The organism is Variovorax sp. 10N432 (genome assembly GCF_056394465.1).
The window spans coordinates 1-23,529 of the sequence record NZ_JBFTHX010000018.1 but is presented as its reverse complement, the minus strand read 5'-3'; the positions used below and the strand labels follow the sequence as shown (position 1 = coordinate 23,529).

Annotated in this window: 26 protein-coding genes; 11 read left to right on the top strand and 15 right to left on the bottom strand. The window is 68.4% G+C overall.

Annotated features, from left to right (window positions below):
- Positions 1-99: 99 nt before the first annotated feature.
- Positions 100-639 (bottom strand): OmpA family protein, encoded by a 540-nt coding sequence (locus AC1DF3_RS20795; RefSeq protein WP_478140734.1) that lies wholly within the window; start codon positions 637-639, stop codon positions 100-102.
- A gap of 120 nt (positions 640-759) precedes the next feature.
- Between AC1DF3_RS20795 and AC1DF3_RS20790 the strand changes: the two genes are divergently transcribed.
- Together AC1DF3_RS20790 and AC1DF3_RS20785 are read left to right on the top strand one after the other, a co-directional pair.
- Positions 760-1,422, top strand: coding sequence for a gamma-glutamylcyclotransferase (locus AC1DF3_RS20790; RefSeq protein WP_478140733.1), 663 nt, complete (start codon positions 760-762; stop codon positions 1,420-1,422).
- Between the two features lie 7 nt (positions 1,423-1,429).
- Positions 1,430-1,966, top strand: coding sequence for a superoxide dismutase family protein (locus tag AC1DF3_RS20785; RefSeq protein WP_286536478.1), 537 nt, complete (start codon positions 1,430-1,432; stop codon positions 1,964-1,966).
- 12 nt (positions 1,967-1,978) lie between these two features.
- Here AC1DF3_RS20785 and AC1DF3_RS20780 read toward each other — a convergent pair whose 3' ends face one another.
- The gene (locus tag AC1DF3_RS20780) at positions 1,979-2,548 is read right to left on the bottom strand and encodes a nucleotidyltransferase family protein (RefSeq protein ID WP_478140732.1); all 570 of its coding nucleotides are present in this window, start codon (positions 2,546-2,548) and stop codon (positions 1,979-1,981) included.
- 23 nt (positions 2,549-2,571) lie between these two features.
- Here AC1DF3_RS20780 and pdxH point away from each other — a divergent pair, with 23 nt between their 5' ends.
- Positions 2,572-3,237: a pyridoxamine 5'-phosphate oxidase gene (pdxH, locus tag AC1DF3_RS20775; protein WP_478140731.1), complete on the top strand. Its 666-nt coding sequence runs from the start codon at positions 2,572-2,574 to the stop codon at positions 3,235-3,237.
- A 7-nt stretch (positions 3,238-3,244) separates the two neighbouring features.
- On the opposite strand, the gene AC1DF3_RS20770 is transcribed toward pdxH, so the two are convergent.
- The 4 genes from AC1DF3_RS20770 to msrA all read right to left on the bottom strand — a co-directional run bounded on the left by AC1DF3_RS20770 (position 3,245) and on the right by msrA (position 7,953).
- On the bottom strand, positions 3,245-4,201 hold the full coding sequence (locus AC1DF3_RS20770; protein ID WP_478140730.1) for an AEC family transporter: 957 nt from the start codon (positions 4,199-4,201) through the stop codon (positions 3,245-3,247).
- A gap of 368 nt (positions 4,202-4,569) precedes the next feature.
- The gene (locus AC1DF3_RS20765) at positions 4,570-6,690 is read right to left on the bottom strand and encodes a TonB-dependent receptor (RefSeq protein ID WP_478140729.1); all 2,121 of its coding nucleotides are present in this window, start codon (positions 6,688-6,690) and stop codon (positions 4,570-4,572) included.
- A 78-nt stretch (positions 6,691-6,768) separates the two neighbouring features.
- Positions 6,769-7,152, bottom strand: a complete 384-nt coding sequence (locus AC1DF3_RS20760; protein ID WP_286536472.1) for a hypothetical protein — start codon at positions 7,150-7,152, stop codon at positions 6,769-6,771.
- A gap of 249 nt (positions 7,153-7,401) precedes the next feature.
- On the bottom strand, positions 7,402-7,953 hold the full coding sequence (gene msrA / locus AC1DF3_RS20755; RefSeq protein ID WP_478140728.1) for a peptide-methionine (S)-S-oxide reductase MsrA: 552 nt from the start codon (positions 7,951-7,953) through the stop codon (positions 7,402-7,404).
- Positions 7,954-8,051: 98 nt separating this feature from the next.
- Between msrA and AC1DF3_RS20750 the strand changes: the two genes are divergently transcribed.
- From AC1DF3_RS20750 to AC1DF3_RS20725, 6 genes are read left to right on the top strand one after another with little or no spacing between them, the layout of a single operon-like run.
- Complete coding sequence (locus tag AC1DF3_RS20750) at positions 8,052-8,729, top strand: TetR/AcrR family transcriptional regulator (protein ID WP_286522995.1); 678 nt, start codon at positions 8,052-8,054, stop codon at positions 8,727-8,729.
- An 8-nt stretch (positions 8,730-8,737) separates the two neighbouring features.
- Positions 8,738-9,925, top strand: a complete 1,188-nt coding sequence (locus AC1DF3_RS20745; protein ID WP_353506728.1) for an efflux RND transporter periplasmic adaptor subunit — start codon at positions 8,738-8,740, stop codon at positions 9,923-9,925.
- A gap of 12 nt (positions 9,926-9,937) precedes the next feature.
- Entirely contained in the window at positions 9,938-13,165 is a 3,228-nt protein-coding gene (locus AC1DF3_RS20740; protein WP_286536469.1) for an efflux RND transporter permease subunit, read from the top strand.
- A gap of 19 nt (positions 13,166-13,184) precedes the next feature.
- The gene (locus tag AC1DF3_RS20735) at positions 13,185-13,871 is read left to right on the top strand and encodes a protein-L-isoaspartate O-methyltransferase family protein (RefSeq protein WP_286536468.1); all 687 of its coding nucleotides are present in this window, start codon (positions 13,185-13,187) and stop codon (positions 13,869-13,871) included.
- A 14-nt stretch (positions 13,872-13,885) separates the two neighbouring features.
- Positions 13,886-14,224, top strand: coding sequence for a rhodanese-like domain-containing protein (locus AC1DF3_RS20730; protein WP_478140727.1), 339 nt, complete (start codon positions 13,886-13,888; stop codon positions 14,222-14,224).
- 51 nt (positions 14,225-14,275) lie between these two features.
- Positions 14,276-15,835: a TolC family outer membrane protein gene (locus tag AC1DF3_RS20725; protein ID WP_478140726.1), complete on the top strand. Its 1,560-nt coding sequence runs from the start codon at positions 14,276-14,278 to the stop codon at positions 15,833-15,835.
- Between the two features lie 15 nt (positions 15,836-15,850).
- Here AC1DF3_RS20725 and AC1DF3_RS20720 read toward each other — a convergent pair whose 3' ends face one another.
- The 5 genes from AC1DF3_RS20720 to AC1DF3_RS20700 form a co-directional block, all read right to left on the bottom strand.
- Positions 15,851-17,014 carry an ABC transporter substrate-binding protein gene (locus AC1DF3_RS20720; RefSeq protein ID WP_478140725.1) on the bottom strand — a complete coding sequence of 388 codons (1,164 nt, stop codon included), beginning with the start codon at positions 17,012-17,014 and terminating at the stop codon, positions 15,851-15,853.
- 91 nt (positions 17,015-17,105) lie between these two features.
- Positions 17,106-17,813: an ABC transporter ATP-binding protein gene (locus tag AC1DF3_RS20715; protein WP_478140724.1), complete on the bottom strand. Its 708-nt coding sequence runs from the start codon at positions 17,811-17,813 to the stop codon at positions 17,106-17,108.
- Complete coding sequence (locus AC1DF3_RS20710; RefSeq protein WP_286523009.1) at positions 17,800-18,564, bottom strand: ABC transporter ATP-binding protein; 765 nt, start codon at positions 18,562-18,564, stop codon at positions 17,800-17,802. The genes AC1DF3_RS20715 and AC1DF3_RS20710 overlap by 14 nt, the downstream gene beginning before the upstream one ends.
- A complete protein-coding gene (locus AC1DF3_RS20705; RefSeq protein WP_286536464.1) occupies positions 18,557-19,564 on the bottom strand; it encodes a branched-chain amino acid ABC transporter permease in 1,008 nt (335 codons plus the stop codon). The genes AC1DF3_RS20710 and AC1DF3_RS20705 overlap by 8 nt, the downstream gene beginning before the upstream one ends.
- Positions 19,564-20,430 (bottom strand): branched-chain amino acid ABC transporter permease, encoded by an 867-nt coding sequence (locus AC1DF3_RS20700; protein ID WP_478140723.1) that lies wholly within the window; start codon positions 20,428-20,430, stop codon positions 19,564-19,566. The genes AC1DF3_RS20705 and AC1DF3_RS20700 overlap by 1 nt, the downstream gene beginning before the upstream one ends.
- Positions 20,431-20,604: 174 nt before the next feature.
- On the opposite strand from AC1DF3_RS20700, the gene AC1DF3_RS20695 reads away from it, so the two are divergent.
- Both AC1DF3_RS20695 and AC1DF3_RS20690 read left to right on the top strand, forming a co-directional pair.
- On the top strand, positions 20,605-21,435 hold the full coding sequence (locus AC1DF3_RS20695) for an isocitrate lyase/PEP mutase family protein (protein ID WP_478140722.1): 831 nt from the start codon (positions 20,605-20,607) through the stop codon (positions 21,433-21,435).
- A gap of 56 nt (positions 21,436-21,491) precedes the next feature.
- Positions 21,492-21,701: a hypothetical protein gene (locus AC1DF3_RS20690; RefSeq protein WP_478140721.1), complete on the top strand. Its 210-nt coding sequence runs from the start codon at positions 21,492-21,494 to the stop codon at positions 21,699-21,701.
- Positions 21,702-21,704: 3 nt separating this feature from the next.
- Here the strand turns inward: AC1DF3_RS20690 and vapC are convergent, their stop codons facing one another.
- The 4 genes from vapC to AC1DF3_RS20670 all read right to left on the bottom strand — a co-directional run.
- On the bottom strand, positions 21,705-22,118 hold the full coding sequence (gene vapC, locus AC1DF3_RS20685; protein WP_478140720.1) for a type II toxin-antitoxin system tRNA(fMet)-specific endonuclease VapC: 414 nt from the start codon (positions 22,116-22,118) through the stop codon (positions 21,705-21,707).
- Positions 22,118-22,348: an antitoxin gene (locus AC1DF3_RS20680; protein ID WP_478140719.1), complete on the bottom strand. Its 231-nt coding sequence runs from the start codon at positions 22,346-22,348 to the stop codon at positions 22,118-22,120. Before AC1DF3_RS20680 ends, vapC begins: the two co-directional genes overlap by 1 nt.
- Positions 22,349-22,415: 67 nt before the next feature.
- Entirely contained in the window at positions 22,416-22,805 is a 390-nt protein-coding gene (locus AC1DF3_RS20675; RefSeq protein WP_478140718.1) for a VOC family protein, read from the bottom strand.
- 61 nt (positions 22,806-22,866) lie between these two features.
- A partial coding sequence (locus AC1DF3_RS20670; protein WP_478140717.1) for a DJ-1/PfpI family protein occupies positions 22,867-23,529 on the bottom strand: 663 nt, incomplete at its 5' end.

Sequence of the window (23,529 nt, the reverse complement as noted above, 5' to 3'; positions counted from 1 at the left end):
CCGATGAGCCAGCGTGGGGCGGCTCGGAAGTGCATGGTAACAAGCCCTCATGAAAAAGCCCGGACAGGCCGGGCTTTTTCTGAGAGGCGCGCTGCGACTTCAGTCCAGCAGCTTGACTTCGACCCGGCGCGCCTCGGCATTGTTGCCGCTGCCGGCCGTGACGGCCGGCTTCTGCAGGTCGACCTTGTCGGCCGGCACGCCCAGGCCGGTCAGCACGTCGCGCACCATCTCGGCGCGCTTCTTCGCCAGGGCCTCGTTGATGGCGGCGTCGCCGGTGGTGTCGTGGAAGCCGGAAATGACCGCCTTGTGCCCGCTTTCGATCCCCTTGATCACGACGGCCAGGGCCTCTGCCGCGCCCGGCGCCAGGTCGGCGCTGGCCGTGGCGAAATAGAAGTTCACGACACCGCCGACGACGCGGATGCTGGCGCCGTCGGGAATCACGACCGTCACCGTTTCGGTGACCACCGCCAGCGTGGTCGCCGGCGCGGCCGCGGCCACCGGTGCGGCCGTCGGGCCCGCCGCATGGCCCCGGGTGTAGAGCACGATGCCGATCACGAACAGGATCACCAGGGCGATCAGGCCCAGCACGAAGGCCAGGATGAAGTTCTGCTGGCTCTCGTCGTCACTGTGGGCGGACATGGGCGGGGCTCCGTAGTTGAGGGGTCGGTAAATAATGGTGCGGTGAACCATGACCGCCAAATTGTAGGCGTCGCTGCCCGGCCCCCCGGCGGCGACCCCGGCCCGCCCGGCCTGGACCCCATGCCCACGCCCCTGCGCGACCCCAAGCCGATGCTCGATCGCGTGATCGACGAATGGGGCGGGCACGAGGACCTGTGGCTGTTCGGCTACGGCTCGCTGATCTGGCGGCCCGACTTCGGCTTCATCGAAAGACATCCGGCCCGGGTCCATGGCTGGCACCGCGCGCTCAAGATGTGGAGCCGGATCAACCGCGGCACGATCGAGAACCCGGGGCTGGTGTTCGGGCTGCTCTCGGGCGGCAGCTGCCGCGGCATGGTGTTCAGGGTGCCGGCCGCCGAAGGGCTGGAGACCCTCGGCCGGCTCTGGCTGCGCGAAATGCCCACCGGGGTCTACGACCCGCGCTGGCTCGACTGCACGACGCCGCATTCGAAGGTCCGGGCGCTGGCCTTCACGCTGTCGCGGCGCAGTCCCAATTTCACCGGCGAGCTCAGCGACGAGCGCTATGCCCACATCTTCGCCAACGCTGTGGGCCGCTACGGCAGCTCGCTCGACTATGCCGAGCAGACCCTGCTCGAACTGCGACGCCATGCCATCCACGATGCCGCGCTGGCGCGCCTGGTGAAGCTGGCCCAGACGCGGCTGTCGGCCCCGGCCGACAGCGCCGAGCCGGAGCCTTCGGTATACCCTCTGGGGTCAGCATCCACCCAAAAATTCAAGGAGTAGTCCGACCATGCGCCCTCGCCTCATCGCCCCTGCCATCGCCGTGGCCGCGGCCAGCCTGCTCGCGGCCTGCGGCACGCTGGGGCCGCAAGCCGGCGCGACCGCCGAACTGGCGCCGACCGGCGCCATCACGCCGAACCCGACCCTGGGCAAGGTGAGCTTCACCGCGCTCGAGCACGGCGTGCGCGTGAAGGGCGAAGTGCGCGGCTTCGCGCCAGGCACGGAGCATGGTTTCCACATCCACGAGAAAGGCGACTGCGGCGACAACGGCAATGCCTCGGGCGGCCATTTCAACCCGGCTGGCGGCACCCACGGCAAGTTCGCCGCACCGGGAAGCCACGCAGGCGAACTGCCCAGCCTGGTGGCCGACGCCAACGGAGTGGCCCGCTTCAGCGTCGACGTCCACACCATCTCGATGACCGAGGGTGCGGCCAACAACATCATCGGCCGTGCGCTGGTCGTGCACCGCGACCGCGACGACTTCACGACGCAGCCGGCGGGCAATTCAGGCCCGCGGATCGCCTGCGGGATCATCGCCCGGAATTAGGGTGAACAGGCCCTAACCCAGCCGCGCCTTCATCAAGGCCTCGGCGCGCGCGAGTTCCTCGGGCGTGTCGATGTCGGTCACGATGCCGATGTCGTCGACCTCGATGTCGGCCACCTGCCGCGCCTCCCGGAGCGCGCGCAGCACCGGGGCGGCGCCCTGGTTTCCCGACAGCAGCGAAAGCGCATCGAAGCAGCCGGCGGCGAAGCCCACCGGATGGCCGCGCTGGCCCCGGTAGTGCGGCTGCGCCGCCTGCACCGACCAGGCCAGCGCCGACGCCACGGCCTGCAAGGTCGCGGGCTGCACCAGCGGCAGGTCGGCCGGCAGGATCAGCCATCCCGCGGCGCCGGGCGTGGCCCGCACGGCGGCGGCGATCGAGTCGCCCATGCCCGGGTGGCCGACATCCTCGAGATGCCAGGGCAGCCCGCTGGCGCGCACCGCGGCCAGCGTGTGGTCGAGCACTGTGGCGCCGGCCAGCGCGGCCTGCAGCTTGTGGCCGCTGCCGCCGGCGGCACGAAAGCGCTCGCCGCGGCCCGAGGCGAGCACGATGACGGTCGGCAGGGGCGGTTCGGCGGCGGGAGTCATGCGACGGAGTATCCACGCTTGGCTTGCGCAACAATGGCGTCATGCCTTCACCCAATGAATCACTGGCCGCCCTGCGCAAGAGCTACGAGCGCGCCGAGCTCGACGAAACCAGCAGTGCCGCCGATCCGCTCGACCAGTTCGAGCGCTGGCTGGCCGAGGCCATCGACGCCCAGGTGCCCGAACCCAACGCGATGACCTTGGCCACGGTGGGCGGCGACCTGCGCCCCTCGACACGGATCGTGCTGGTCAAGGGCTACGACGCCCGCGGGATCGTCTGGTACACCAATTACCAGAGCCGCAAGGGCCAGGAGCTGGCCGGCAACCCCTATGCGGCGCTGCAGTTCCACTGGGTCGAACTCGAACGCGTGGTGCGCATCGAGGGCCGGGTCTTCAGGGTCGACGACGCCGAGAGCGACGCCTACTTCGCCAGTCGCCCGCTCGACTCCCGCATCGGCGCCTGGGCCAGCCCGCAGAGCGAGGTCATCAGCGGCCGCGATGTGCTGGTGAAGAACGCCGCGGTGCAGGCCGCAAGGCACCTGCTGTCGCCGCCGCGGCCGCCCCACTGGGGCGGCTTCCGGCTGGTGCCCGACCGCTGGGAGTTCTGGCAGGGCCGCAAGAGCCGCCTGCACGACCGGCTGCGCTATCGCGCCGAGGGCGGCGCCTGGGTGCGCGAGCGGCTGGCGCCCTGAGCCGGCTTCAAAGGCGCCCGGCGAGCGCCATCACGATCGACAGCGAGACCAGCGCCATCACGGTCGAGACCACGACGCTGGCGGTGATCAACCCTTCCGAAGTCCGGTAGCGCTGCGCGAACAGGAACACGTTGGCGCCGATCGGCAGCGATGCCGCCACCACCATCACGGTCAGCGGCAGGCCGCGCAGGCCGAAGGCAAGTCCGAACGCCGCGACCAGCGCCGGGTGCACCAGGTTCTTGATCGAAGCATGGAGGAGCGCGGTGCGCCAGTGCTGGCCGACCGGCGTCAACGCCAGCGTGATGCCCACCAGCATCAGCGCCACCGGGCTGAAGGCTTGGCCGAGCAAGGCGATCGGCTTGTCGATCGCGGCCGGAATCTCGAGCCCGGTCTGTGCGAACAGCAATCCCAGCAGGAGCGGTGCCTGCACCGGATGGACGATCGCGTTGCGCAGGGCGCGCAACACGGTCCGCGCCATCGCGCGCCGCCCGGCCCCGCCGGGCTCGATGCGTTGCGCATCCTCCTGCGCCAGCGCGAGCTCGAGGAAAACGGTGGCGCTGGTCAGCAGCACCAGCGAGTGCAGCGAGATCAGCGTCAGCAGCACCACCATGCCCTGCGGGCCGTAGGCCAGGCCGACGAGCGCGATGCCGATCATCACGGTGTTGCTGTAGGTGTTGGCCAGCGCCAGCACGACGCCCGTGCGATTGAAGCCGCGCCAGACCAGCGTGGCCGCGAAGATCAGGCCGGCGGCGACGAAATAGGCCGCCACCGGCTTCAGGCTCAGCTGCTCGATCCGCACCGTGCTCATCGAACGAAACAGCAAGGGCGGCGCCAGCAGCAGGAACACCAGGTTGGACAGGTCCTTGACCGAGTCGCCCCGGATCCAGCGCATCCTCCCTGCCAGCCAGCCGACCGCGATGAGGATGACCACGGGCAGCAGCGAGGAAACGACGAGACCATTCATGGAGCTTTCGAGAATAGCCGACGTGGTCTTTGGACCATCCGCTCACCGTCGGTGCGGGCCCGGCAAGCGGTGCGGGCCGGGCTTGGGGGTGTTCAAAGCGCAGTGACGTTCCAACGCCGATGCAACCCCGACGTACCAGCGGTGGCGGGCGGTATGCCCCGGGCCGGCCGTTGAGGCACCGCCGAGCAGCGCAGCGGCAGGCGGATCAGGGCCGCGCGTGTTTGAGTGGAGCGCAGCGGAGCGAGTTTGCGCGGACCCCGCGTACCGCGAGCAGCGCAGGGAAGCCGCGAAGCGGCCGGTGACGTCGGCCGGCCCGGGGCATACCGCCCACCGCCGCCAACCCGCCACCCGACGCCCCGACATGACCCCTAGAACGTAGCCCTCAACCCCACCTTCAAGCTGCGCCCCGGCAGCGGCGCAGCCGGATACACCGTCGTCGTCAGGATCGAGGTCGCGCTGTAGGCCAGCGTGTTCCCGATGTTGTCGACCCGCGCGTACCACGTGAGGTTGGCGCTCTGGACCCGCTGCCTGTAGCTGAGCGACGCGGTCCACAGCGTGTAGGCCTCGGTCGCGCGGTCGCCCATCGGTGGCACGCGGTTCTGCGCCGCGTTGTAGTCGAAGCCCAGGCGCGCGGTCCACGGGCCGCGGCCGTAGGCCAGCGTGCTGCCGACGCGCCACGGCGCGATCCGCGGCAGCGGCTCCCCGGTGTCGGTGTTGGTGGCCCGCACCAGGTCGCCGCGCCATTCGAGGTCGAGCGTGCCGCCGTCCTCAGCCCGCGAGAAGCCATCGGCGCCGATCAATTGCAGGTTGCCGCCGGCCTCGAGGCCGGTGAAGCGCGCCCGCACCCCGTGGTAGACGTAGTCCGCGAACACCTCGGGGAACAGCAGCCCCTMGGCCGTCTCGACCGGCGGCGGATTCAGCTCGCCGTCCGCGCTGCGCACATTGCCAGTGGCACTGAGTCCGATGTAGTTGCTGAAGCGGGTCAGGTAGGCGTTGAGCCTCGCCGTGTTGGCGCCCGACTTCCATTGGGCGCCAAGGTCCAGCCCGGTCGACTTCTCGACCTTCAGGTTCGGATCGCCGGTCTCCCAGGCCGCGGTCGCCACGTGCGGGCCGTTGGCGAACAGTTCGTAGTCTTTCGGCGCCCGCTCGGTGTAGGCCAGGTTCGAGGTCAGCTGCCACTGCGGCGACAGGTTGACCAGCCCGCCGAAAGCGGCGCTGCTCGGACTGAAATCGCGCTCGCCAACGAAGAAGCGCGTGATCTCCGGGTCGGACGGATCACCCAGCGAGCGCACCTTGACCTCCTCCGTGCGGGCACCGAAGCTCAGCCGACCCCAAGAGGTGCCGAACTCCTCGTGCAGGAACAAGGCATTCGATGTCGTGCGGCTGTTCGGGGCAAAAGCCTCCTCGCCGTTGGCCGAGAAACGCCCGCTCTCGCTCGTGAAGCCGACCATGCCTTCGAAGCCGCCGATCGGGCGGTGCCTCGCCTCGATCCGCAGGTCGTTGCTGTCGTTGGTGAAAGTGGTGCCGGGCGCCGGGCCTTCGTACTCCGTATGGCGGTACTCGGTGCGGCTCAGCTTCGCATGCACGCTGCTGAAAAATCCACCCGGCCGCCATTCCCCCTCGAGCGCGTAGCGGTCGGACCGCATGCCGATCGTGACGTCGTCTTCGGCCACGGTGCCGTAGTTGCTGCGGTAGGTGCTGGCCGAGGCACCGATCCAGCCCTGGTCGAAGAACAGCGTGCCGCCGAAGGCCCCGCCGTCGGCCTCGTTGGCCGAGTTGCACATCTTGCGTGCGAAACCAGGACGCTTCGGGTTCGCGCAGGGCAGCTCGATCGGCACCGAGACGTCGCTCGAATCGCGCCGGAAGGCATCGACGTGCAGCGCATAGCGATCGGTGCCACCCTCGAGCAGCACGCCGCCGGACTGCTCGCGGTTGCCGGTGGCGTAGCCCAGGTCGGCGCGGCCGCCGAAGCCCTCGATCGGCTCGGTCGGGATGCGGTTGTCGATCACGTTGACCACGCCGCCGACCGCGCTGCCACCGTATTGCAGCGCGGCCGGCCCGCGCAGCACCTCGAGCCGCTCGGTGACCAGCGCATCGACCGGCACCGCATGGTCATAGCTCAGCGCCGAGGCGTCGGGCGCGCTGCCGCCGTTCTGCAGGATGCGGATGCGGTCGCCGTCCTGGCCGCGGATCGTCGGCCGGCTGGCATTGGGGCCGAAATAGGTGCTTCCGACGCCCGGCAGGCCGTTGAGCGTCTCGCCGAGGGTGGACTGCGAGCGCAGCAGCAGCGCCTCGTTCGACAGCGAGGTGGTCGGCGCGATCAGGTCGGTGGCGCCCAACGGGTTGCCGGTGACGGTGATCTCGCCGAGCGAGGCGGCAGGCGCCTCAGGCGCCTCAGGCGCAGGCTGCGCCCAGGCACCCGGGGACGCGCAGGACAGGACGGACAGCACCGCGACGCCGACGCGGTGGCGTGGAAAAAGAATAGACATGAAGGAACACTCGTTGAATCGATGGACAGCCGGCCGCGCCCCGCCAGGCGGGGTCGGCAACCGGGAAACACGGGGGATTCAGCGAGTGGAAGGCGGACCGCGCGCGTCGAACAGCGCGATCCAGCGGGCGAAGACCTCGCCCTCGAGCCAGACGAAGCTGGCGGCCGGCAGCAGCACCGGCAGGAGAACCGGCGGCACGCAAGGCGCGGCCGCTCCGTGGGACAACTGGTCGTAGAGCCGGCACTCGGCCTCGGTGTGGACGCCGAACAGCGCCGACAAGCCGCGCGAGGCGGCCGCCTTGCCGGCAACCGCGGCGGTGGCGGCATCGGCATGGGGATGTGCATGTGCCGCCGCACCGTGCAGCGTGCCGTGCAGGAGGCCCAGCGTGGTCGCGGCCCAGAGCGCGAACGCGAGCACGCACAAGAGGGTGCGGGTGCTTGGGGAGCGCTGGGGGGAAGGCATTTAATCAGTTGAGGACAGAGCAAAAACTGCTGACGCAGTTTCTTGGTCTGTCCCGCAAGGTATCAGGATGGTCGAGGACAGAGCAAAAACTGCTGACGCAGTTTCTTGGTCTGTCCCGCAAGGTATCAGGATGGTTGAGGACAGAGCAAAAACTGCTGACGCAGTTTCTTGGTCTGTCCCGAAAGGTATCAGGATGGTCGAGGACAGAGCAAAACTGCTACGCAGTTTCTTGGTCTGTCCCGCAAGGTCTCAGGATTTGACCCGAGCCGCGAAAGTCTTCTGGAACTTCTCGACCTTGGGACCGACCACGAAGGCGCAGTAGCCCTGGTTCGGGTTGTTCAGGAAGTAGTCCTGGTGGTAGGCCTCGGCGGTCGAGTAGTTGGCCAGCGGCTCGACCTCGGTCACGATCGGCGAGCGATAGGTCTTGCTCTCGCCGATCTCCCTGATCACGTCCTCGGCGACCTGCCTCTGCGCCGCATCGAGGTAGTAGATGCCGCTGCGGTACTGGGTGCCGACATCGTTGCCCTGGCGATTGAGCGTCGTCGGATCGTGCACGACGAAGAAGATCTCGAGGATCTCGTGCAGCGAGATCTCGGCCGGGTCGAATGTCACCTTGACCACCTCCGAGTGCCCGGTGCGGCCGGTGCAGACCTGCTCGTAGCTCGGATTCAGGGTCTGGCCGTTGCTGTAGCCCGATTCGACGTCCAGCACCCCCTGGACGCGGTCGAACACGGCTTCCGTGCACCAGAAGCAGCCACCGCCGAGGACGATGGTTTCGGTGGGCGAGGATGGGGATGACATGGCAACTCCGGCGAAGTTTCGAGACGAACTGCACATTGTGCCGGCTTGACGCAGTGCAACACCCTCACTACATTACTAACCCGCCAGTCATTAATACCATGCCCGCCTCCCGATTCCTCAAGGACAAGCTGTGTCCCGTCAGCGCCAAGCGCGAGCGGCGCAAGGAAGCCCGTCCGGGCGAACTGCTGGAGGCGGCGCTGGACCTGTTCGTCGAGAAAGGCTTCGCCGCCACCCGTTCGGAAGAAGTCGCGGCCCGTGCCGGCGTCTCCAAGGGCACCCTCTTCCTGTATTTCCAGAGCAAGGAAGAGCTGTTCAAGGCGGTGGTGATCGAGAACCTGGCCGGCCGCTTCACCGAGTGGAACCGCGAGTTCGACGAATACGAAGGCAGCACCGCCGACATGCTGCGCTATTGCATGCGGGTCTGGTGGGAGCGGGTCGGCGCGACCAAGGCCTCCGGCCTGACCAAGCTGATGATGAGCGAAGGGCGCAACTTTCCCGAGTTGGCCGAGTTCTATCGCCGCGAAGTCGTGAAGCCGGGGCATGAACTGCTGCGGCGCATCGTCCAGCGCGGCATCGACCGCGGCGAGTTCGCGCCGGTCGAGGTCGACCTGGCGATCTACACCGTCATCGCGCCGATGATCTTCCTGATGCTGACCAAGCATTCGCCTGCGATCTGCTTCGATCACACCTCCACGATCGACCCCGAGAAATACCTGGCGCTCCAGGCCGAGACCGTCCTGCACGGCCTCTGCCGCACGCCGAAGGCTGCCGAATGAAAAGAACGATGAAATGGGCCATCGCGGCCCTGGTCCTGGTGCTGATCGCGGGCGGCGCACTGCGTGCCATCGGCGCGCGCAAGGCGCAGCAGGCCAAGCTGGCGGCGGGCAACGGCTCGGCGGCGACCGAAACGGTGGTGGAGCTGTCGGCCACCGACGTGGTGCGCGTCGCCCGCCGCGAGCTGGCCGAGACGCTGCCGGTCTCGGGCACCTTGCGGGCGGTCGATTCGGCGCAGGTCAAGGCCCGCGTGGCCGGTGAGCTGATCGGCCTCACGGTGCGCGAAGGCGACACGGTCGCGGCCGGTCAGGTCATCGCGCGCATCGATCCGATCGAATACCAGTCGCGCCTGCGGCAGGCCCAGGAACAGGCCGACTCGGCCCGGGCCCAGGCCGAGGTGGCGCAGCGCACCTTCGACAACAACAAGGCCCTGGTCGACCAGGGTTTCATCTCGCGCACCGCGCTCGAGACCTCGCAATCGAATCTGAATTCGGCGCTGTCGACGCACCGCGCGGCGCTGGCGGCGGTCGAGATGACCCGCAAGTCGCTCGACGACACCGTGCTCAAGAGCCCGATCGCCGGCCAGGTGGCGCAGCGCCTCGCCCAGTCCGGCGAGCGCGTCGCCATCGACGCGAAGATCATCGAAGTGGTCGACCTGAGCCGCATCGAAGTCGAGGCCACGCTGGCCGCGGCCGATTCGGTGGCGGTCCGCGTGGGCCAGCGTGCCACCCTACAGATCGAGGGCGGCGGCGTCGCCGACCCGAAGAGCGGCGAGCGCACGGTCGGCGCCAGCGTAGTGCGCGTCAATCCGAGCGCCCAGGCCGGCAGCCGCAGTGTGCTGGTCTACCTGCGGCTCGACCGCAGCACCGGCTTCCGCCAGGGCCTGTTCGCACAGGGCACGATCGACGTCGGCCGCACCGAGACGCTGGCCCTGCCGCTGACCGCGGTGCGCACCGACAAGCCGGCGCCCTACGTGCAGGTGGTGATCGACGGGCGCATCGCGCATCGGCCGGTCGAGACCGGCCTGCGCGGCCAGCTCGACGGCCAGACGATGGTCGCGGTGCGCGGCATCGAAGAAGGCGCGGTGGTGGTGGCCGGCAGCCTCGGCCCGCTGCGCCAGGGCACGGCCGTGCGCCTGTCGCCGGTGTCGGCCAGTGCCGCGCCGGCCCCCGCCGCTTCGGCACGCAGCGCACCCTGAGGCGGGCACGGCATGTGGTTCACCCGCGTCAGTCTCAAGAATCCGGTCTTCGCGACCATGCTCATGCTCGCCCTGGTGGTGCTGGGCGCCTTCTCCTACCAGCGCCTGCAGGTCGACCAGTTCCCGAACATCGACTTCCCGGTGGTGGTGGTGATCACCGAGTACCCGGGCGCCTCGCCCGAGATCGTCGAGAGCGAAGTCACCAAGAAGATCGAGGAAGGCGTCAACTCGATCGCCGGCATCAACGCCCTGACCTCGCGCAGCTATGAGGGCCAGTCGGTCGTCATCATCGAGTTCCAGCTCTATGTCGATGGCCGCAAGGCCGCCGACGACGTGCGCGAGAAGGTAGCCGGCGTGCGGCCCCTGTTCCGCGACGAAGTGAAGGACCCGCGCGTGCTGCGCTTCGACCCGGCCTCGCGCGCCGTCTGGTCGGTGGCGGTGCTCCCCGAGGGCGACAAGGACAAGCAGCCCAGCGCAGTCGAATTGACCAACTGGGCCGACCAGGTGCTCAAGAAACGGCTGGAGAACGTGCGCGGCGTCGGCTCCGTGACGCTGGTCGGCGGCACCAAGCGCGAGATCAACATCTACCTCAATCCGCAGGCGATGGAAGGCTTCGGCGTCAGCGCCAGCCAGGTGGTCGATGCGGTGCGCAGCGAGAACCAGGCGCTGCCGGTCGGCTCGGTGCGCTCACTCGAACAAGACCGCGTGGTCCAGATCGACGCCCGCATGGAGCGGCCCGAGGATTTCGGCCGCATCATCGTGGCCCGCAAGGGCGGCGCGCCGATCCGGGTCGACCAGGTCGCGACGGTGCGCGACGGCGCCCAGGAGATCGACAGCCTGGCGCTCTACAACGGCCAGCGCACCTTGTTGCTGTCGGTGCAGAAGGCACAGGACGAGAACACCATCCAGGTGGTCGACGGGCTGGTCAAGGCGATCGCCGAGATCAAGCCGCAGCTGCCGCCGGGCGTGCGGCTGGAGCCGATCGCGGATGCCTCGCGACCGATCCGGGTGGCGGTCGACAACGTGCGCCAGACGCTGATCGAGGGCGCCCTGCTCACGGTGCTCATCGTCTTCCTGTTCCTGAACTCCTGGCGCTCGACCGTGATCACCGGCCTGACCCTGCCGATCGCGCTGATCGGCACCTTCTGGTTCATGGCGATGTTCGGCTTCACCATCAACATGATCACGCTGATGGCGCTGTCGCTGTGCGTGGGCCTCTTGATCGACGACGCGATTGTGGTGCGCGAGAACATCGTGCGCCATGTGCAGATGGGCAAGAAGCCCTACCAGGCCTCGCTCGACGGCACCCAGGAGATCGGCCTGGCGGTGCTGGCGACCACGCTGTCGATCGTCGCGGTGTTCCTGCCGATCGGCTTCATGGAAGGCATCATCGGCAAGTTCTTCCACGAGTTCGGCATCACGATCGTGGCGGCCGTGATGATCTCGATGTTCGTGAGCTTCACGCTCGACCCGATGCTGTCGAGCATCTGGCACGACCCGGCGATCGACCAGCACGGCAAGAACGAAGCCCCCGTCACCTTCTACGACAAGACCATCGGCCGCGTCACCGGCTGGTTCGACCGCGCCACCGAGCGGCTGGCCGAGGGCTACCAGGGCATTCTGCGCTGGGCGCTGGTGCACAAGCTCGCCACCGTGTTCGCGGCCATCGGCATCTTCGTCGGCAGCATCTTCATGGTGCCGCTGCTGGGCACCGAGTTCGTGCCCAAGGCCGACTTCTCCGAGACCTCGATCAGCTTCTACACCCCGGTGGGCTCTTCGCTCGAAGTGACCGAGGCCAAGGCGCGGCAGGTCGAGGCGGTGCTGCGCGAGATGCCCGAGGTGCGCTACACGCTCAGCACCATCAACAGCGGCGACGCCCAGGGCAAGATCTACGCGAGCATCTACGTGCGGCTGGTCGACCGGCGCGCGCGCAGCCGCAGCGTCGACCAGATGTCGACCGTGCTGCGCGAGCGGCTGCGCGCCATTCCGGGCATCACGGTCACGCACGTCGGCCTGCGCGATTCGGTCGGCGGCAACAAGCCGATCGAGTTCTCGCTGCAGGGGCCCGACCTGAAGGAGCTCGAGCGACTGACCGTTCGCGTGATGGACAAGATCCGCCCGATCCCCGGCCTGGTCGATCTCGACTCCAGCCTGAAGCCCGACAAGCCGACGGTCAGCGTGGTGATCCGGCGCGACGCCGCCTCCGACCTCGGCCTCGGCGTGGCACCGATCGCGGCCGCGCTGCGCACGCTGGTGGCCGGCACCACGGTGGGCAACTGGCGCGCGCCCGACGACCAGACCTACGACGTCAACGTGCGCCTGGCGCCCGAGGTGCGCAACTCGCCGGCCGACCTGGCCCGCCTGCCCTTCCTGAGCACCGCGGTCGGCGCCAATGCCGACGGCTCGAGCCGCATCGTGCGGCTGGCGCAAGTGGCCGAGGTGCGCGAATCGACCGGACCGAACCAGATCAACCGCCGGGCCCTGGCGCGCGAGGTGAGCATCAACGCCAACGTCGACGGCCGCTCGGCCGGCGAGGTCTCGGCCGACGTCCGCGCGGCCCTGGCCGGCATCGCCTTCCCGCCGGGCTACGGCTGGCAGTTCAGCGGCTCGACCAAGAACATGCAGGAGTCCTTCGGCTACGCGGTCTCGGCGCTGGCGCTGGCGGTGATCTTCATCTACATGATCCTGGCCAGCCAGTTCAAGAGCTTCCTGCAGCCGCTGGCGCTGATGACGGCGCTGCCGCTGACCCTGATCGGCGTCGTGCTGGCGCTGCTGATCTTCCGCTCGACGCTGTCGATGTTCTCGATCATCGGCGTGGTCATGCTGATGGGCCTGGTGACCAAGAACGCGATCCTGCTGGTCGACTTCGCGATTCGCTCGCGCGAGCCTGGCGTCGCCGAGGACGGCACGCCGGTACCGGGCCTGCCGCGCGCCGAGGCCCTGCTGCTGGCGGCCCGCGTGCGGCTGCGCCCGATCCTGATGACCACCCTGGCCATGATCTTCGGCATGGTGCCGCTGGCCTTCGCGATCAGCGAAGGCTCGGAGCAGCGCGCGCCGATGGGCCAGGCCGTGATCGGCGGGGTCATCACCTCGTCGCTGCTGACGCTGGTGGTGGTGCCGGTGGTCTATTGCTACATGGACGACCTGGCCAACTGGGCCCGCCGCCGCTGGACCGGCCAGCCGAAGCCGGCCGCCGAAGCCACGCCCGTGGCGGCGCCTAAAATCGAAAGTTTGTCCTGAGTCCGCGAGGAGAAACCCCATGAACCCCACCCCCACGCTCGAGCGCCTGCGCTTCAACATGATCGAACAGCAGATCCGTCCCTGGGACGTGCTCGATCTCGACATCCTCGACCTGCTGGCCCAGATCCGGCGCGAGGACTACGTGCCCGAGGCGCACCGCGCGCTGGCCTTCTTCGACATGGAGATCCCGCTCGAGGACGCCAGCACCGCCAAGGAACCCGGCCAGTGCATGCTCTCGCCCAAGGTCGAGGCCCGCATGCTGCAGGACCTGCACGTCCAGAAGCACGAGACCGTGCTCGAGATCGGCGCCGGCTCCGGCTTCATGGCCGCCCTGCTGGCCCATCGCGCGGCCCAGGTGCTGAGCCTGGAGATCGACCCCGGCCTGGCCGCCTTCGCCGCCGCCAACCTGCGCCGCAACGGCGTCATGAACGTCGAGGTGCGCCATGCCGATGGCGCCACGCCGCTGGCCAGCGGCCCGACCTTCGACGTCATCGTGCTGAGCGGCTCGGTGGCGCGCATCCCGCAGGGCCTGCTGGGCTCACTGAACATCGGCGGCCGGCTGGCGGCCGTGGTCGGCGACGAGCCGATGATGCGCGCCCATTTCGTGACCCGCACCGGCGAAGGCAAGTGGGACGTGCTGCAGCCCTGGGACACCGTGGCGCCGCGGCTCCTGAACTTCCCCGCGCCCTCGCGCTTCAACTTCTGATCCCCCGCCCTTTCATGATCGATCAAATCCGCCCGACCGAGCTTGCCGACTGGTTCGCCAGGAACCCGAACGCGAGGCCGGTGGTGCTCGACGTGCGCGAACCCTGGGAGCTGCAGACCGCGAGCGTGGCGCCGACGGGCTTCACGCTGGCGACGATCCCGATGAACGAGATCCCGGCCCGCGTCAGCGAACTCGATCCGGGCCAGCGCATCGCCTGCCTCTGCCACCACGGCGCACGCAGCCAGCGGGTGGCCGCCTTCCTGGCCCAGAACGGCTTCGACGAGGTGGCGAACATCGCCGGCGGCATCGATGCCTGGTCGGCCCAGCACGACCCTTCCGTGCCGCGCTACTGAGCGGCCCGCGCCGCCGCCCCGCCCCGATTTTCGTATCCCCAAGGACGCTTCATGCCCGTGCCCAGGCCTCTTCCTCTTTCGGCAGCGCTCGCGACCGTGTTCGCAGCGGCGATCGCGCTGCCGGCCCATGGCCAGAGCCTGATCGAACTCTACGACGCCGCGCGCGGCTTCGACGCCACCTACCAGGGTGCACGGGCGCAGTACGACGCCAATCTGGCGCGGGCCGCGCAGGCCAAGGCCGGAATCTTGCCGGCGGTCGGGCTGTCGGGCAACGCCACCTCCACCCACCAGGAGCTCTCGACCGACAACGCGTCGCTGACCCGCGGCATCCCGACGCAGGCCGCCGGCATCAACGCCACGCAGCCGCTCTACCGGCCCGCCAACTGGGCGGTCTGGGAGCAGAGCAAGCGGCAGCTCGGCATCGCCGAGGACACCCTCAAGATCGCCGAACAGGATCTCGTGGTGCGCGTGAGCCAGGCCTACTTCGACGTGCTCTCGAGCCAGGACAGCCTGGCGCTGGTGCGGGCGCAGAAGATCGGCGTGGCCGAGCAGCTGGCCTCGGCCAAGCGCAATTTCGAGGTCGGCACCTCGACCATCACCGACACGCGCGAGGCGCAGGCCCGCTACGACCTGGTGCTGGCGCAGGAAATCGCGGCCGAGAACGACCTGCAGGTGAAGAAGATCGTGCTCGACCAGCTGGTCGGCCGCACCGGCACCCAGCCGATCCCGCTGGCCGCGCCGGTGGCGCTGCCGGCGGTCCAGCCAGCCGACATCAACGCCTGGGTCACGCAGGCCGACGACATCCATCCCGCGATCGACCAGGCGCGGCTGGGCCTGGAAGTCGCGAAGCTCGAGGTCGAAAAGGCCCAGGCCGGCCACAAGCCCACGCTCGACGCGCAGCTGGGCTACAACGTCACGAACAACCCCAACGGCAGCACCACCAGCACCACCACCGGCAAGGTGCGCGTCAATGCCGCGAGCATCGCGCTGGTCTTCAACATGCCGCTGTTCGCGGGCTTCGCGACCGAGAACCGGGTCAAGGAGACGCTGGCGCTCGAGGAGAACTCGCGCCAGACGCTGGAGGCGACCCGCCGCAGCGTTTCGCAGGCCACGCGCTCGGCCTACCTCGGGCTGATCTCGGGCGCCGGCCAGGTGAAGGCGCTCGAAGCGGCTGAAGCCTCCAGCCAGAGCGCCCTGGACGCCAACCGCCTCGGCTACCAGGTGGGCGTGCGCATCAACATCGACGTGCTGAACTCGCAGGCGCAGCTGTTCCAGACCAAGCGCGACCTCGCGGTGGCGCGCTACAACGTGCTGGTGGGCAACCTGAAGCTGCGCCAGGCCAACGGCACGCTGAGCGCCGACGACCTGCAGCCCATCAACGACACGCTGGCGATCGGCGGCCGCGCGAGCGTCCAGAGCGAAGCCTCGCCGACCCAGCCCTCGGCCGCCACCCAAAGCCCGGTGCCGGTGCCGCCGGCCTCGCTGCCGCGCCCGGGCACCTCGGCCGTCCCGGTGGTGCCGCCGGTGATCACGCCGCCCTTCAATCCGCAGCCGCCGGCGATGCCGGTGCCGCCCCCGCCGCCGGTGATCGAGCAGCTGCCGACCCGCTGAGGGTCCGGCGCCGGCCTACTTGAGTTCGCTCAGGTTGACCGGCTTGATCTTGCCGCCTTCGACCGTGGCGACCAGCGGATCGACGATGGTGCCGCCGACCGCGTCGACGCCCTTGAATTCGCCGGCGTTGGTCTCCTTCGGCAGCTTGGTCAGCGCCTCGCCGATCTTGGCCCGGATCGCGGCCGCGTCGGTGGTGGTGCCGGCGAGCTTCATCGCGCCGGCCAGTGCATGCGTCAGCGTGTAGTTGTAGGAAGACTCGGTGGTCGGGTCCTTGTCGGCGCCGTAGGCCTTGCGGTAGGCGGCGGCGAAGGTCTTGGGCCCGACTCTTTCGTCGTACGACACCGGCAGCACGCCGATCGATCCTTCGAGTGGTGCCAGGCCGCCTGTGACCTTGGCCATCTCGTCGAGCTTGGCCTGGTCCATGATCAGGAAGCCGCCCTTGAAGCCCAGTTCACGTGCCTGCTTGACCACCAGCGCGGTCGGCTCCGACGGGCCGCCGACGAACAGCACGTCGGGCTTCTCGGCCAGCACCCGGCTCACGCCGCTGTAGAAGTCGGCCGAGCGGTTGTAGGACATCGGATTGTTCGAGGCGATCGTGCCGCCCGCCTTCTCCCAGGCCGGGCCGAAGAGCTGGGTCCAGTTCTTCGCGTACTCGTGGTCGCCCGGCAGCATGCCGACCTTCTTGCCGAACTTCTTCATCTCGTAGCTGGTGAAGGGCTCGATGTAGGAGTTGAAGGTCGGCGGGATGCGGATGGTGAGCTTGTTGCCAGTCTCGGTGATCTTGGGCGTGCTCGAGTACGCCATCACGATGAACTTCTCCTGCTCGTTGAAGGCCTGCATCGCGTAGATACCGCCCGAGTGCGGCACGAACACCGCCGGGCTCTGGTACTGCTGCACCAGGCGGCGCGCATTGATCGCCGCCTCGGCCGGCGCGTACTTGTCGTCGAGCGCCACCAGTTCGAGCTTGACCTTCTTGCCGGCGACCTCGAGGCCCGCGGCATTGATCTCCTTGATGGCCATCTCCATGCCGTTGACGACGTTCTTGCCGTAGAGGGCAGCACCGCCGCTCAAGGGGCCGGTGAAGCCGATCTTGACCGTTTCCTGCGCGAAGGCGGCGCCGGCGCCGAAGGCCGCGGCGAGGGCAGCGACGAGAGGCAAGGCTTTTGTTCTGATGCTCATGGGGGTGTCTCCAGGTGGTTGAACGTTTCTCTAGTCAGTTGAGGACAGAGCAAAAACTGCTGCGCAGTTTCTTGGTCTGTCCCGCAAGGTCTCAGGCGCCGATGTAAGCCGCACGCACCGCCTCGTTGTGCAGCAGCGAATCGCGATCGCCCTCGAGCGCGATGCGGCCGCGCTCGATCACGTAGGCGCGGTCGGCGATCGCCAGGGCCGAGTAGGCGTTCTGCTCGGCCAGCAGCACCGTGGTGCCGGCCTGGTTGATGCGCTGGATGACCTCGAACACCTGCTTGACGATCAGCGGCGCGAGGCCGAGCGAGGGCTCGTCGAGCAGCAGCAGCCTGGGCCGGCCGAGCAAGGCGCGGCCGATCGCCACCATCTGCTGCTGGCCGCCCGACAGCGAACCCGCCGGATGGTCCTGTTTCTGCGCCAGCACTGGAAACAGCGCGAACACCTCGTCGAGCGAGCGCTGGATGCCGGCCGCATCGCGCCGGTGCACGTAGGCGCCCAGCGTGAGGTTCTTCTTGACCGACATCATCGGAAACAGCTTGCGTCCCTCGGGGCAGTGCACCAGGCCCGACGCGACGATCTGGGCCGGCCGCTGGCCCACCAGTTCGCGCTCGCCGAAGCGGATGCTGCCGGCGCTCGGCTTGTGGATGCCGCTGGCGGCCATGAAGATCGAGGTCTTGCCGGCGCCGTTGGCGCCGAGCAGCACCACCAGTTCGCCCGGCGCCGCATGCAGCGTCACGCCCGAGAGCGCGCGAAAGCTGCCGTAATGCAGGTCGACGCCTTCAAACCGCAACATGGTCGGCTCCCAGGTAGGCTTCGATCACCTGCGGGTCGCGGCGGATCTGCTCCGGCGTGCCCTCGGCGATCTTGGCGCCGTTGTTCAGGACGACGATCTTGTCGGCCAGTCGCATGATCATGTCCATCTTGTGCTCGATCAGGCAGACGGTCTTGCCATGGTCCACCAGCTTGCGGATCAGGGCCGCGAGGCCCACGGTCTCTTCGGGGTTCACGCCGCCGGCCGGCTCGTCGAGCAGCAGCAGTTCGGGGTCGGTCGCCAGCGCCAGCGCGAAGGCGACGCGCTTGCGCTCCTCCTGCGTGATGTCGGCGGCAATGCGGTGGGCCACATGCGACAGGCCGACGAAGTCGAGCGCCTCGCGCGCCTTCTCGCGGCACAGCCGCTCTTCTTCCTGCAGCCGGCGGGTGTTGGCGAGCACGTCCCACAGGCCCGACCTGGTGCGCAGGCGGTGGCCGACGATCAGGTTGTCGAGCACGGTGGCGTTGTCGAACAGGTGCGTGGTCTGGAAGGTGCGCGCGATGCCGAGCTTGGCCACGTGGTCGGGCCTGAGGCCGGTGACATCCTGCCCGTTGAAGCGGATGCGCCCCGAACTCGGCTTGTGCGTGCCGGCCACGAGGTTGAAGAAGGTGGTCTTGCCGGCGCCGTTGGGCCCGATGATCGCGCTCACCTGCCCGCGCTCGAAGCGGGTCGAGATGTCGTCGACCGCGGTGAGGCCGAAGAACTGCTTGGTCAGCGATTCGATTTCAAGCATTGTTCTGCGCCTCCTGCGCCGCGGCGCCCGGGGTGGCCGCCTTCGCGGCCTGCGCCGCGTCCGCGCGCTGGGCCCGCCGCTTGAGCCAGGTGCCGACGATGCCGTCCGGCAGGAAGATGATCAATGCGATCAGGACCGGGCCGAACACCACCATGCGATAGTCCTGCAGGAACTGCAGGCTCTGCGTCAGCCAGGTCACGATGAAGGTGCCGAGCAGCGGGCCCAGCAAGGTGCCGATGCCGCCGACCAGCACGAACATCACGAGGTCGAAGGTCACGGCCTCGCTCGCCAGGTCGGGGCCGAGAAAGCGCACCTGTCCCGCATAGAGCGCGCCCGCGAAGCCGGCGTACACCACCGACAGCACGAAGGACAGCGTCTTGGTGCGCATCAGGTCGATGCCGAGCGCCTCGGCCAGGTCGTCGCTGTTGCGCACCGCCATGAAGCTGCGGCCCAGCAGCGAACGCACGATGCGCGCCATGATCCACAGGCCGAGCACCAGGAAGGCCAGCACCAGGTAGTACTGCGACAGCGGCGTGCCGAACTGCAGCGGACCGATGCCGGTCGGCGCCGGGATGCCCATGATGCCGACCGGTCCGTGGGTCAGGCTTTCCCACTTCTCGATCAGCAGGAACATGATGTAGCTCACGCACAGCGTGAAGATCGAGAAGTAGTGGCCGCGCAGGCGCAGCGACAGCAGGCCGATGAAGTAGCCCAGCACCGCGGTCACCACGCCGGCCGCCAGGAAGGCGATCCAGAACGGCACCTGGTGGTCGACCGTGAGGATGCCGACCGTATAGGCCCCCACCGCCATGAAGGCGCCGTGCGCGAGGTTGAACTGCCCGGTGTAGCCGGTGATCAGGTTCATGCCGAGCGCGGCGATGGCCATGATGAAGGCCTGTGTCGCCACCGAGATCAGGTAGTTGTTCTGGGCGAACAGCGGGAACACGAGCGCCGCCGCGGCCAGCAGCGCCCAGCCGGTCTTGCCTTGCAGCCAGTTCATCAGCGCGCTCCCTTGGCGGTGAACAGGCCCTGCGGGCGGAACGACAGGATCACCACCAGCAGCACGAAGGCGATGATGTCCTTGTAGTCGGTCGAGAAGTAGAAGCCACCGAAGCTCTCGGCCATGCCGATGATCAGCCCGCCCACGATCGCCCCCGGGAAACTGCCCATGCCGCCCAGGATGATGATCACGAAGGCCTTGGTGATGACCAGGTTGCCCATCGCCGGGTACACCAGGTTGATGGGCGCGTAGAGCACCGCCGCGACCGCCGCCAGCGCGCCGGAGATCGCGAACACCAGCAGGGTCACGCGGGTGGCGTCGATGCCCACCAGGGCGGCGCCGTCGCGGTTCTGGGCCATCGCGATGATGGTCGAGCCGATCACCGTGTGGTTCAGGAACAGGTGCAGCAGCACCATCAGGCCGAAGGCGCCGGCGATGATCAGGAGCCGCTGCAGCGGCGCCGTCAGCCCGAAGACCTCGACCACCTGGCCGTAAGGCGTCGGCATGCGATGGAAATCGGCGCCGAACAGCGCCTGGGCGCCGGCCTCGAGAAACAGCAGCACGCCGATGGCGGCGATCATATCGTGCAGCTCGGGCGCGTTGCGCAGCGGGTGGAACACCAGCCGCTGCGTCAGCATCGAGATCGCCGCCACGATCGCGGCGGCGCCGGCCATCGCGAGCCAGTAGTTGAGGCCCATCTTGGCCATCAGGTAGTAGCCCGCAAAGGCACCCGCCATGTAGAACGCGCCATGGGCGAAGTTCGGCACGTGCAGGATGCCGTAGACCAGTGTCAGGCCCAGCGCCACCAGGCTGTAGACACCCCCGACGGTCAGGCCGTTCAGGAGTTGCTGAAAGAACATTTCCACATGATTCCTCGGTGTGACCCAGGCGATGCAGCCGCGGCTGCATCGAACGCGCCGAGCCATTGTGGAAGCAGGCGCGGCGGCGCCGACTAAGGTTTGTCCGGAGGCGGCGTCGCCTTGGAGACTCGCGCTCCTACCGGGCGGTAGGGTGCAGAATGCGGCTCCTGGAGGTCCCCCATGACACGCACCGTTGCCCAGAAATGCGCCGACTTCCGCGCGCTCCACGCCGCGGGCTCCTTCGTGCTCCCGAATCCCTGGGACATCGGCAGCGCGCGCTACCTCGAAGGCCTCGGCTTCAAGGCCCTGGCCACCACCAGCTCGGGCTGCGCCTGGTCGCTCGGGCGGCCTGACGGCGCGCTGTCGCGCGAGACCGTGCTGGCCCACTTGCGCGCCATCGTGGCGGCCACCGACCTGCCCGTGAATGCCGACTTCGAGAGCGGCTTCGCCTCCGATCCCACAGGCGTTGCGCAGAGCGTCCGGCTGGCGATCGACACCGGCGTGGCCGGTCTGTCGATCGAGGATTCGACCGGCGATCCCGCGCATCCGTTGTTTGACATCGATGTTGCGGTGGCGCGCCTGCGCGCCGCCCGCGCCGCCATCGACGAAGCCGGCGGCGACGTGCTGCTGGTCGGGCGGGCCGAGAACTTCTTCGCCGGCCGGCCCGACCTGGACGACGCCATCGCACGCCTGAAGGCCTATTCGGAGGCCGGCGCCGACTGCCTCTATGCGCCGGGCATCCGCACGCGCGAGCAGATCGCGGCCGTGGTCGCCGCGGTGGCGCCGAAGCCGGTCAACCTGCTGGTCGGTTCGACCAGCGAACTGACGATGAAGGACATCGAGGCGCTGGGCGTGCGGCGGGTCAGCGTCGGCGGCGCGCTCGCGCGCGCGGCGTGGGGCGGGTTCATCCGGGCCGCACGCGGCCTCGCCGACGAGGGGCGCTTCGACGGCTTCGCGGAGGCTGCTTCAGGGAACGAGTTGAACGCGTTCTTCAAGGGCGGCGGCGCTTGAGATCGATACGGCGGCGCAGCCCTTCAGCATTCGGATGCGCTGCCGATATGGTTCTCATGAACACCTACCCTACCTCCAGCCAGGCGACCGGTGTCGCCCGCACCCTCAGCAAGCGCATTCCCTGCACGATCGTCGTCTACCAGACCTCGGAAAGGGAGTTCGTCACGGCCCGCTCGAACGACCGGGTCAGCGGACTGATCCAGGGGGTCTACCGCGACGGCTACCTGTTGCCGCTGGCGCATCGGGTCGAGCTTCCGGGACGCTGAGGGTCAGGGCGCTGTCGCCCAGTTCTCGACCGACAGCCCCTCCACACGGCGAAACTCACGCTCGTTGTTGGTGACGAGCACCCAGCCTTCGGCGCGCGCATGCGCCGCGATCCAGAGGTCGTTGTTGCCGATAGGCTGGCCGATGCGCTCGAGGCGGCTGCGAATCTCACCATAGTGCTGGCTCGCCGCTTCGGTCAGCGGCGCGATCCGGATGGCGTGTTGCAGTTGCTCCAACACCACCAATGCCTTGTTGCGGGCCTGGCTCTTTTCGGCACCGTATTGCAGTTCACCGAAGGTGATGGCCGACATGGCCAGCACATCAGGCGCCAGTTGCTCGAAGCGCGCCCGCACGGCCGGTGGATTGTGCTTGGCAATGTAGATGCAGATATTGGTGTCAAGCAGGAAGCGGATGGCCATCAGAAGGTCTCGCGTTCCTGGGGTGGACCGTCACCGCGGCCTCCGGCCATGAAATCGGCCGGCATGCGGACCAGTGCGTCGAGGATCGTGACCGCGCTCACGGGCCGCTCGCGCAGGACGACGTCGTTGCCCTGACGAAAAATCTCCACCTGCTCCGCGTTGAAGCGGAACTCCTTGGGCAACCGCACCGCCTGGCTGTTGCCGGACTGGAAGACACGGGCATAGGTCATGCGGGCTCCTTTTGTATATACAAAGAGTATATACTTTCGCGGAGTCTTGTCAATTGCCCCGCCCGAATCAGGCGGTGATCTCTACCCGGTTGCCATCCGGATCCAGCACCACGCTCTCGTAGTAGCCGTCGCCGGTCCGCCGCGGCCCGTCGAGCACCGGATAGCCGTCGGCCTTCAAGCGCTGCGTCAGTTCGTCGACCGCGCTCTCGGAGCCCAGCGACACCGCGAAATGCGTCAGGCCCATGCGTTGGGCGCCCGGCTCGATGGCGACCGGATTCAGCGTGCTGGTCGTCATCGCCTCGATCCGCGCACCGTCGCCGAAACTCAGGAAGCAGGACGCAAAGCCCTTTGCGGGATTGACGTAGCCGCTGCCCGCCGCGGCACCGAAGTAGTCGACGTAGAAGCGCTTGAAGCGTTCGAGGTCCTGGGTCCAGAGGGCGATGTGTTCGATGCGCATGGGTCGCTCCGATTGAGATCGCCCTCATTTTGCATCGGCGCCCCATGGCGGACTCCGGGCGTCAAGCCAATGGCGGATCGTTCTCGCGGCCGAAATGCCGAGGCTTGCCCATGGCACCGATGAAATCTGCGATCGCTTCGTCGGCGGCGGTCGCGTCGGCCAGGATCAGGCCCGGGTCGGCAGAGCCATCCGGCATCGTCATCGGTATCTGCGCTTCGGCGAGCAGTGCTTGCGAGGCGCCGAAAGCCAGGATGGTCTTGCAGTGCCAGTATTGCGCGCGCACGAACTCGAGCGTGTGGGCGTCCGCATCGAGCGCGGCGACCGCATCTGCGCCGTCCGGCAGCACCAAGGCGTCGAACAGGAAGCCAGGCGAGTTCTCCAGGGTCGCGTCGGCCGCGAATTTCTCGCCGCCCATCCCCACACAGGTGCCGAGACGGGCTGCCACCAACCGGGGCACGGCGCCCGCCGCCACCAGCGCTGTCAGCAGCTTGCCCAGCGATGCGCCTTCGACGCCGTTGGCAACCAGCACCGCGATCTTGCGCGTCCGGATGCCACCGTCGCCGGGCCTGGCCAGGAGCGACAACGCCGGCGAGCTTTCGACTTCGGGGGACGCCGGATTCTCCAGCGCCTTCGGCATCGGGGCGGGCAGGTCCATGCCGAGGTCCTGCGCCAGCCGCGCCGCCAGGTCGGGCGCCGCGTTGAGCAGGCTGGCCACCACGCGCTC

Excerpts from the sequence above, each read along its gene's own strand:
- AC1DF3_RS20735 (WP_286536468.1), top strand. The coding sequence starts at position 13,185 with ATGAACCCCACCCCCACGCTCGAGCGCCTGCGCTTCAACATGATCGAA.
- AC1DF3_RS20770 (WP_478140730.1), bottom strand. The coding sequence starts at position 4,201 with ATGAATGGTCTCGTCGTTTCCTCGCTGCTGCCCGTGGTCATCCTCATC.
- vapC (WP_478140720.1), bottom strand. The coding sequence starts at position 22,118 with ATGGCCATCCGCTTCCTGCTTGACACCAATATCTGCATCTACATTGCC.
- msrA (WP_478140728.1), bottom strand. The coding sequence starts at position 7,953 with ATGTCATCCCCATCCTCGCCCACCGAAACCATCGTCCTCGGCGGTGGC.
- AC1DF3_RS20720 (WP_478140725.1), bottom strand. The coding sequence starts at position 17,014 with ATGAGCATCAGAACAAAAGCCTTGCCTCTCGTCGCTGCCCTCGCCGCG.
- AC1DF3_RS20725 (WP_478140726.1), top strand. The coding sequence starts at position 14,276 with ATGCCCGTGCCCAGGCCTCTTCCTCTTTCGGCAGCGCTCGCGACCGTG.
- AC1DF3_RS20745 (WP_353506728.1), top strand. The coding sequence starts at position 8,738 with ATGAAATGGGCCATCGCGGCCCTGGTCCTGGTGCTGATCGCGGGCGGC.
- AC1DF3_RS20760 (WP_286536472.1), bottom strand. The coding sequence starts at position 7,152 with ATGCCTTCCCCCCAGCGCTCCCCAAGCACCCGCACCCTCTTGTGCGTG.
- AC1DF3_RS20790 (WP_478140733.1), top strand. The coding sequence starts at position 760 with ATGCCCACGCCCCTGCGCGACCCCAAGCCGATGCTCGATCGCGTGATC.
- AC1DF3_RS20705 (WP_286536464.1), bottom strand. The coding sequence starts at position 19,564 with ATGAACTGGCTGCAAGGCAAGACCGGCTGGGCGCTGCTGGCCGCGGCG.
- AC1DF3_RS20675 (WP_478140718.1), bottom strand. The coding sequence starts at position 22,805 with ATGCGCATCGAACACATCGCCCTCTGGACCCAGGACCTCGAACGCTTC.
- AC1DF3_RS20780 (WP_478140732.1), bottom strand. The coding sequence starts at position 2,548 with ATGACTCCCGCCGCCGAACCGCCCCTGCCGACCGTCATCGTGCTCGCC.
- AC1DF3_RS20715 (WP_478140724.1), bottom strand. The coding sequence starts at position 17,813 with ATGTTGCGGTTTGAAGGCGTCGACCTGCATTACGGCAGCTTTCGCGCG.
- AC1DF3_RS20695 (WP_478140722.1), top strand. The coding sequence starts at position 20,605 with ATGACACGCACCGTTGCCCAGAAATGCGCCGACTTCCGCGCGCTCCAC.
- AC1DF3_RS20785 (WP_286536478.1), top strand. The coding sequence starts at position 1,430 with ATGCGCCCTCGCCTCATCGCCCCTGCCATCGCCGTGGCCGCGGCCAGC.
- AC1DF3_RS20740 (WP_286536469.1), top strand. The coding sequence starts at position 9,938 with ATGTGGTTCACCCGCGTCAGTCTCAAGAATCCGGTCTTCGCGACCATG.
- AC1DF3_RS20710 (WP_286523009.1), bottom strand. The coding sequence starts at position 18,564 with ATGCTTGAAATCGAATCGCTGACCAAGCAGTTCTTCGGCCTCACCGCG.
- AC1DF3_RS20795 (WP_478140734.1), bottom strand. The coding sequence starts at position 639 with ATGTCCGCCCACAGTGACGACGAGAGCCAGCAGAACTTCATCCTGGCC.
- AC1DF3_RS20680 (WP_478140719.1), bottom strand. The coding sequence starts at position 22,348 with ATGACCTATGCCCGTGTCTTCCAGTCCGGCAACAGCCAGGCGGTGCGG.
- AC1DF3_RS20730 (WP_478140727.1), top strand. The coding sequence starts at position 13,886 with ATGATCGATCAAATCCGCCCGACCGAGCTTGCCGACTGGTTCGCCAGG.
- AC1DF3_RS20690 (WP_478140721.1), top strand. The coding sequence starts at position 21,492 with ATGAACACCTACCCTACCTCCAGCCAGGCGACCGGTGTCGCCCGCACC.
- AC1DF3_RS20750 (WP_286522995.1), top strand. The coding sequence starts at position 8,052 with ATGCCCGCCTCCCGATTCCTCAAGGACAAGCTGTGTCCCGTCAGCGCC.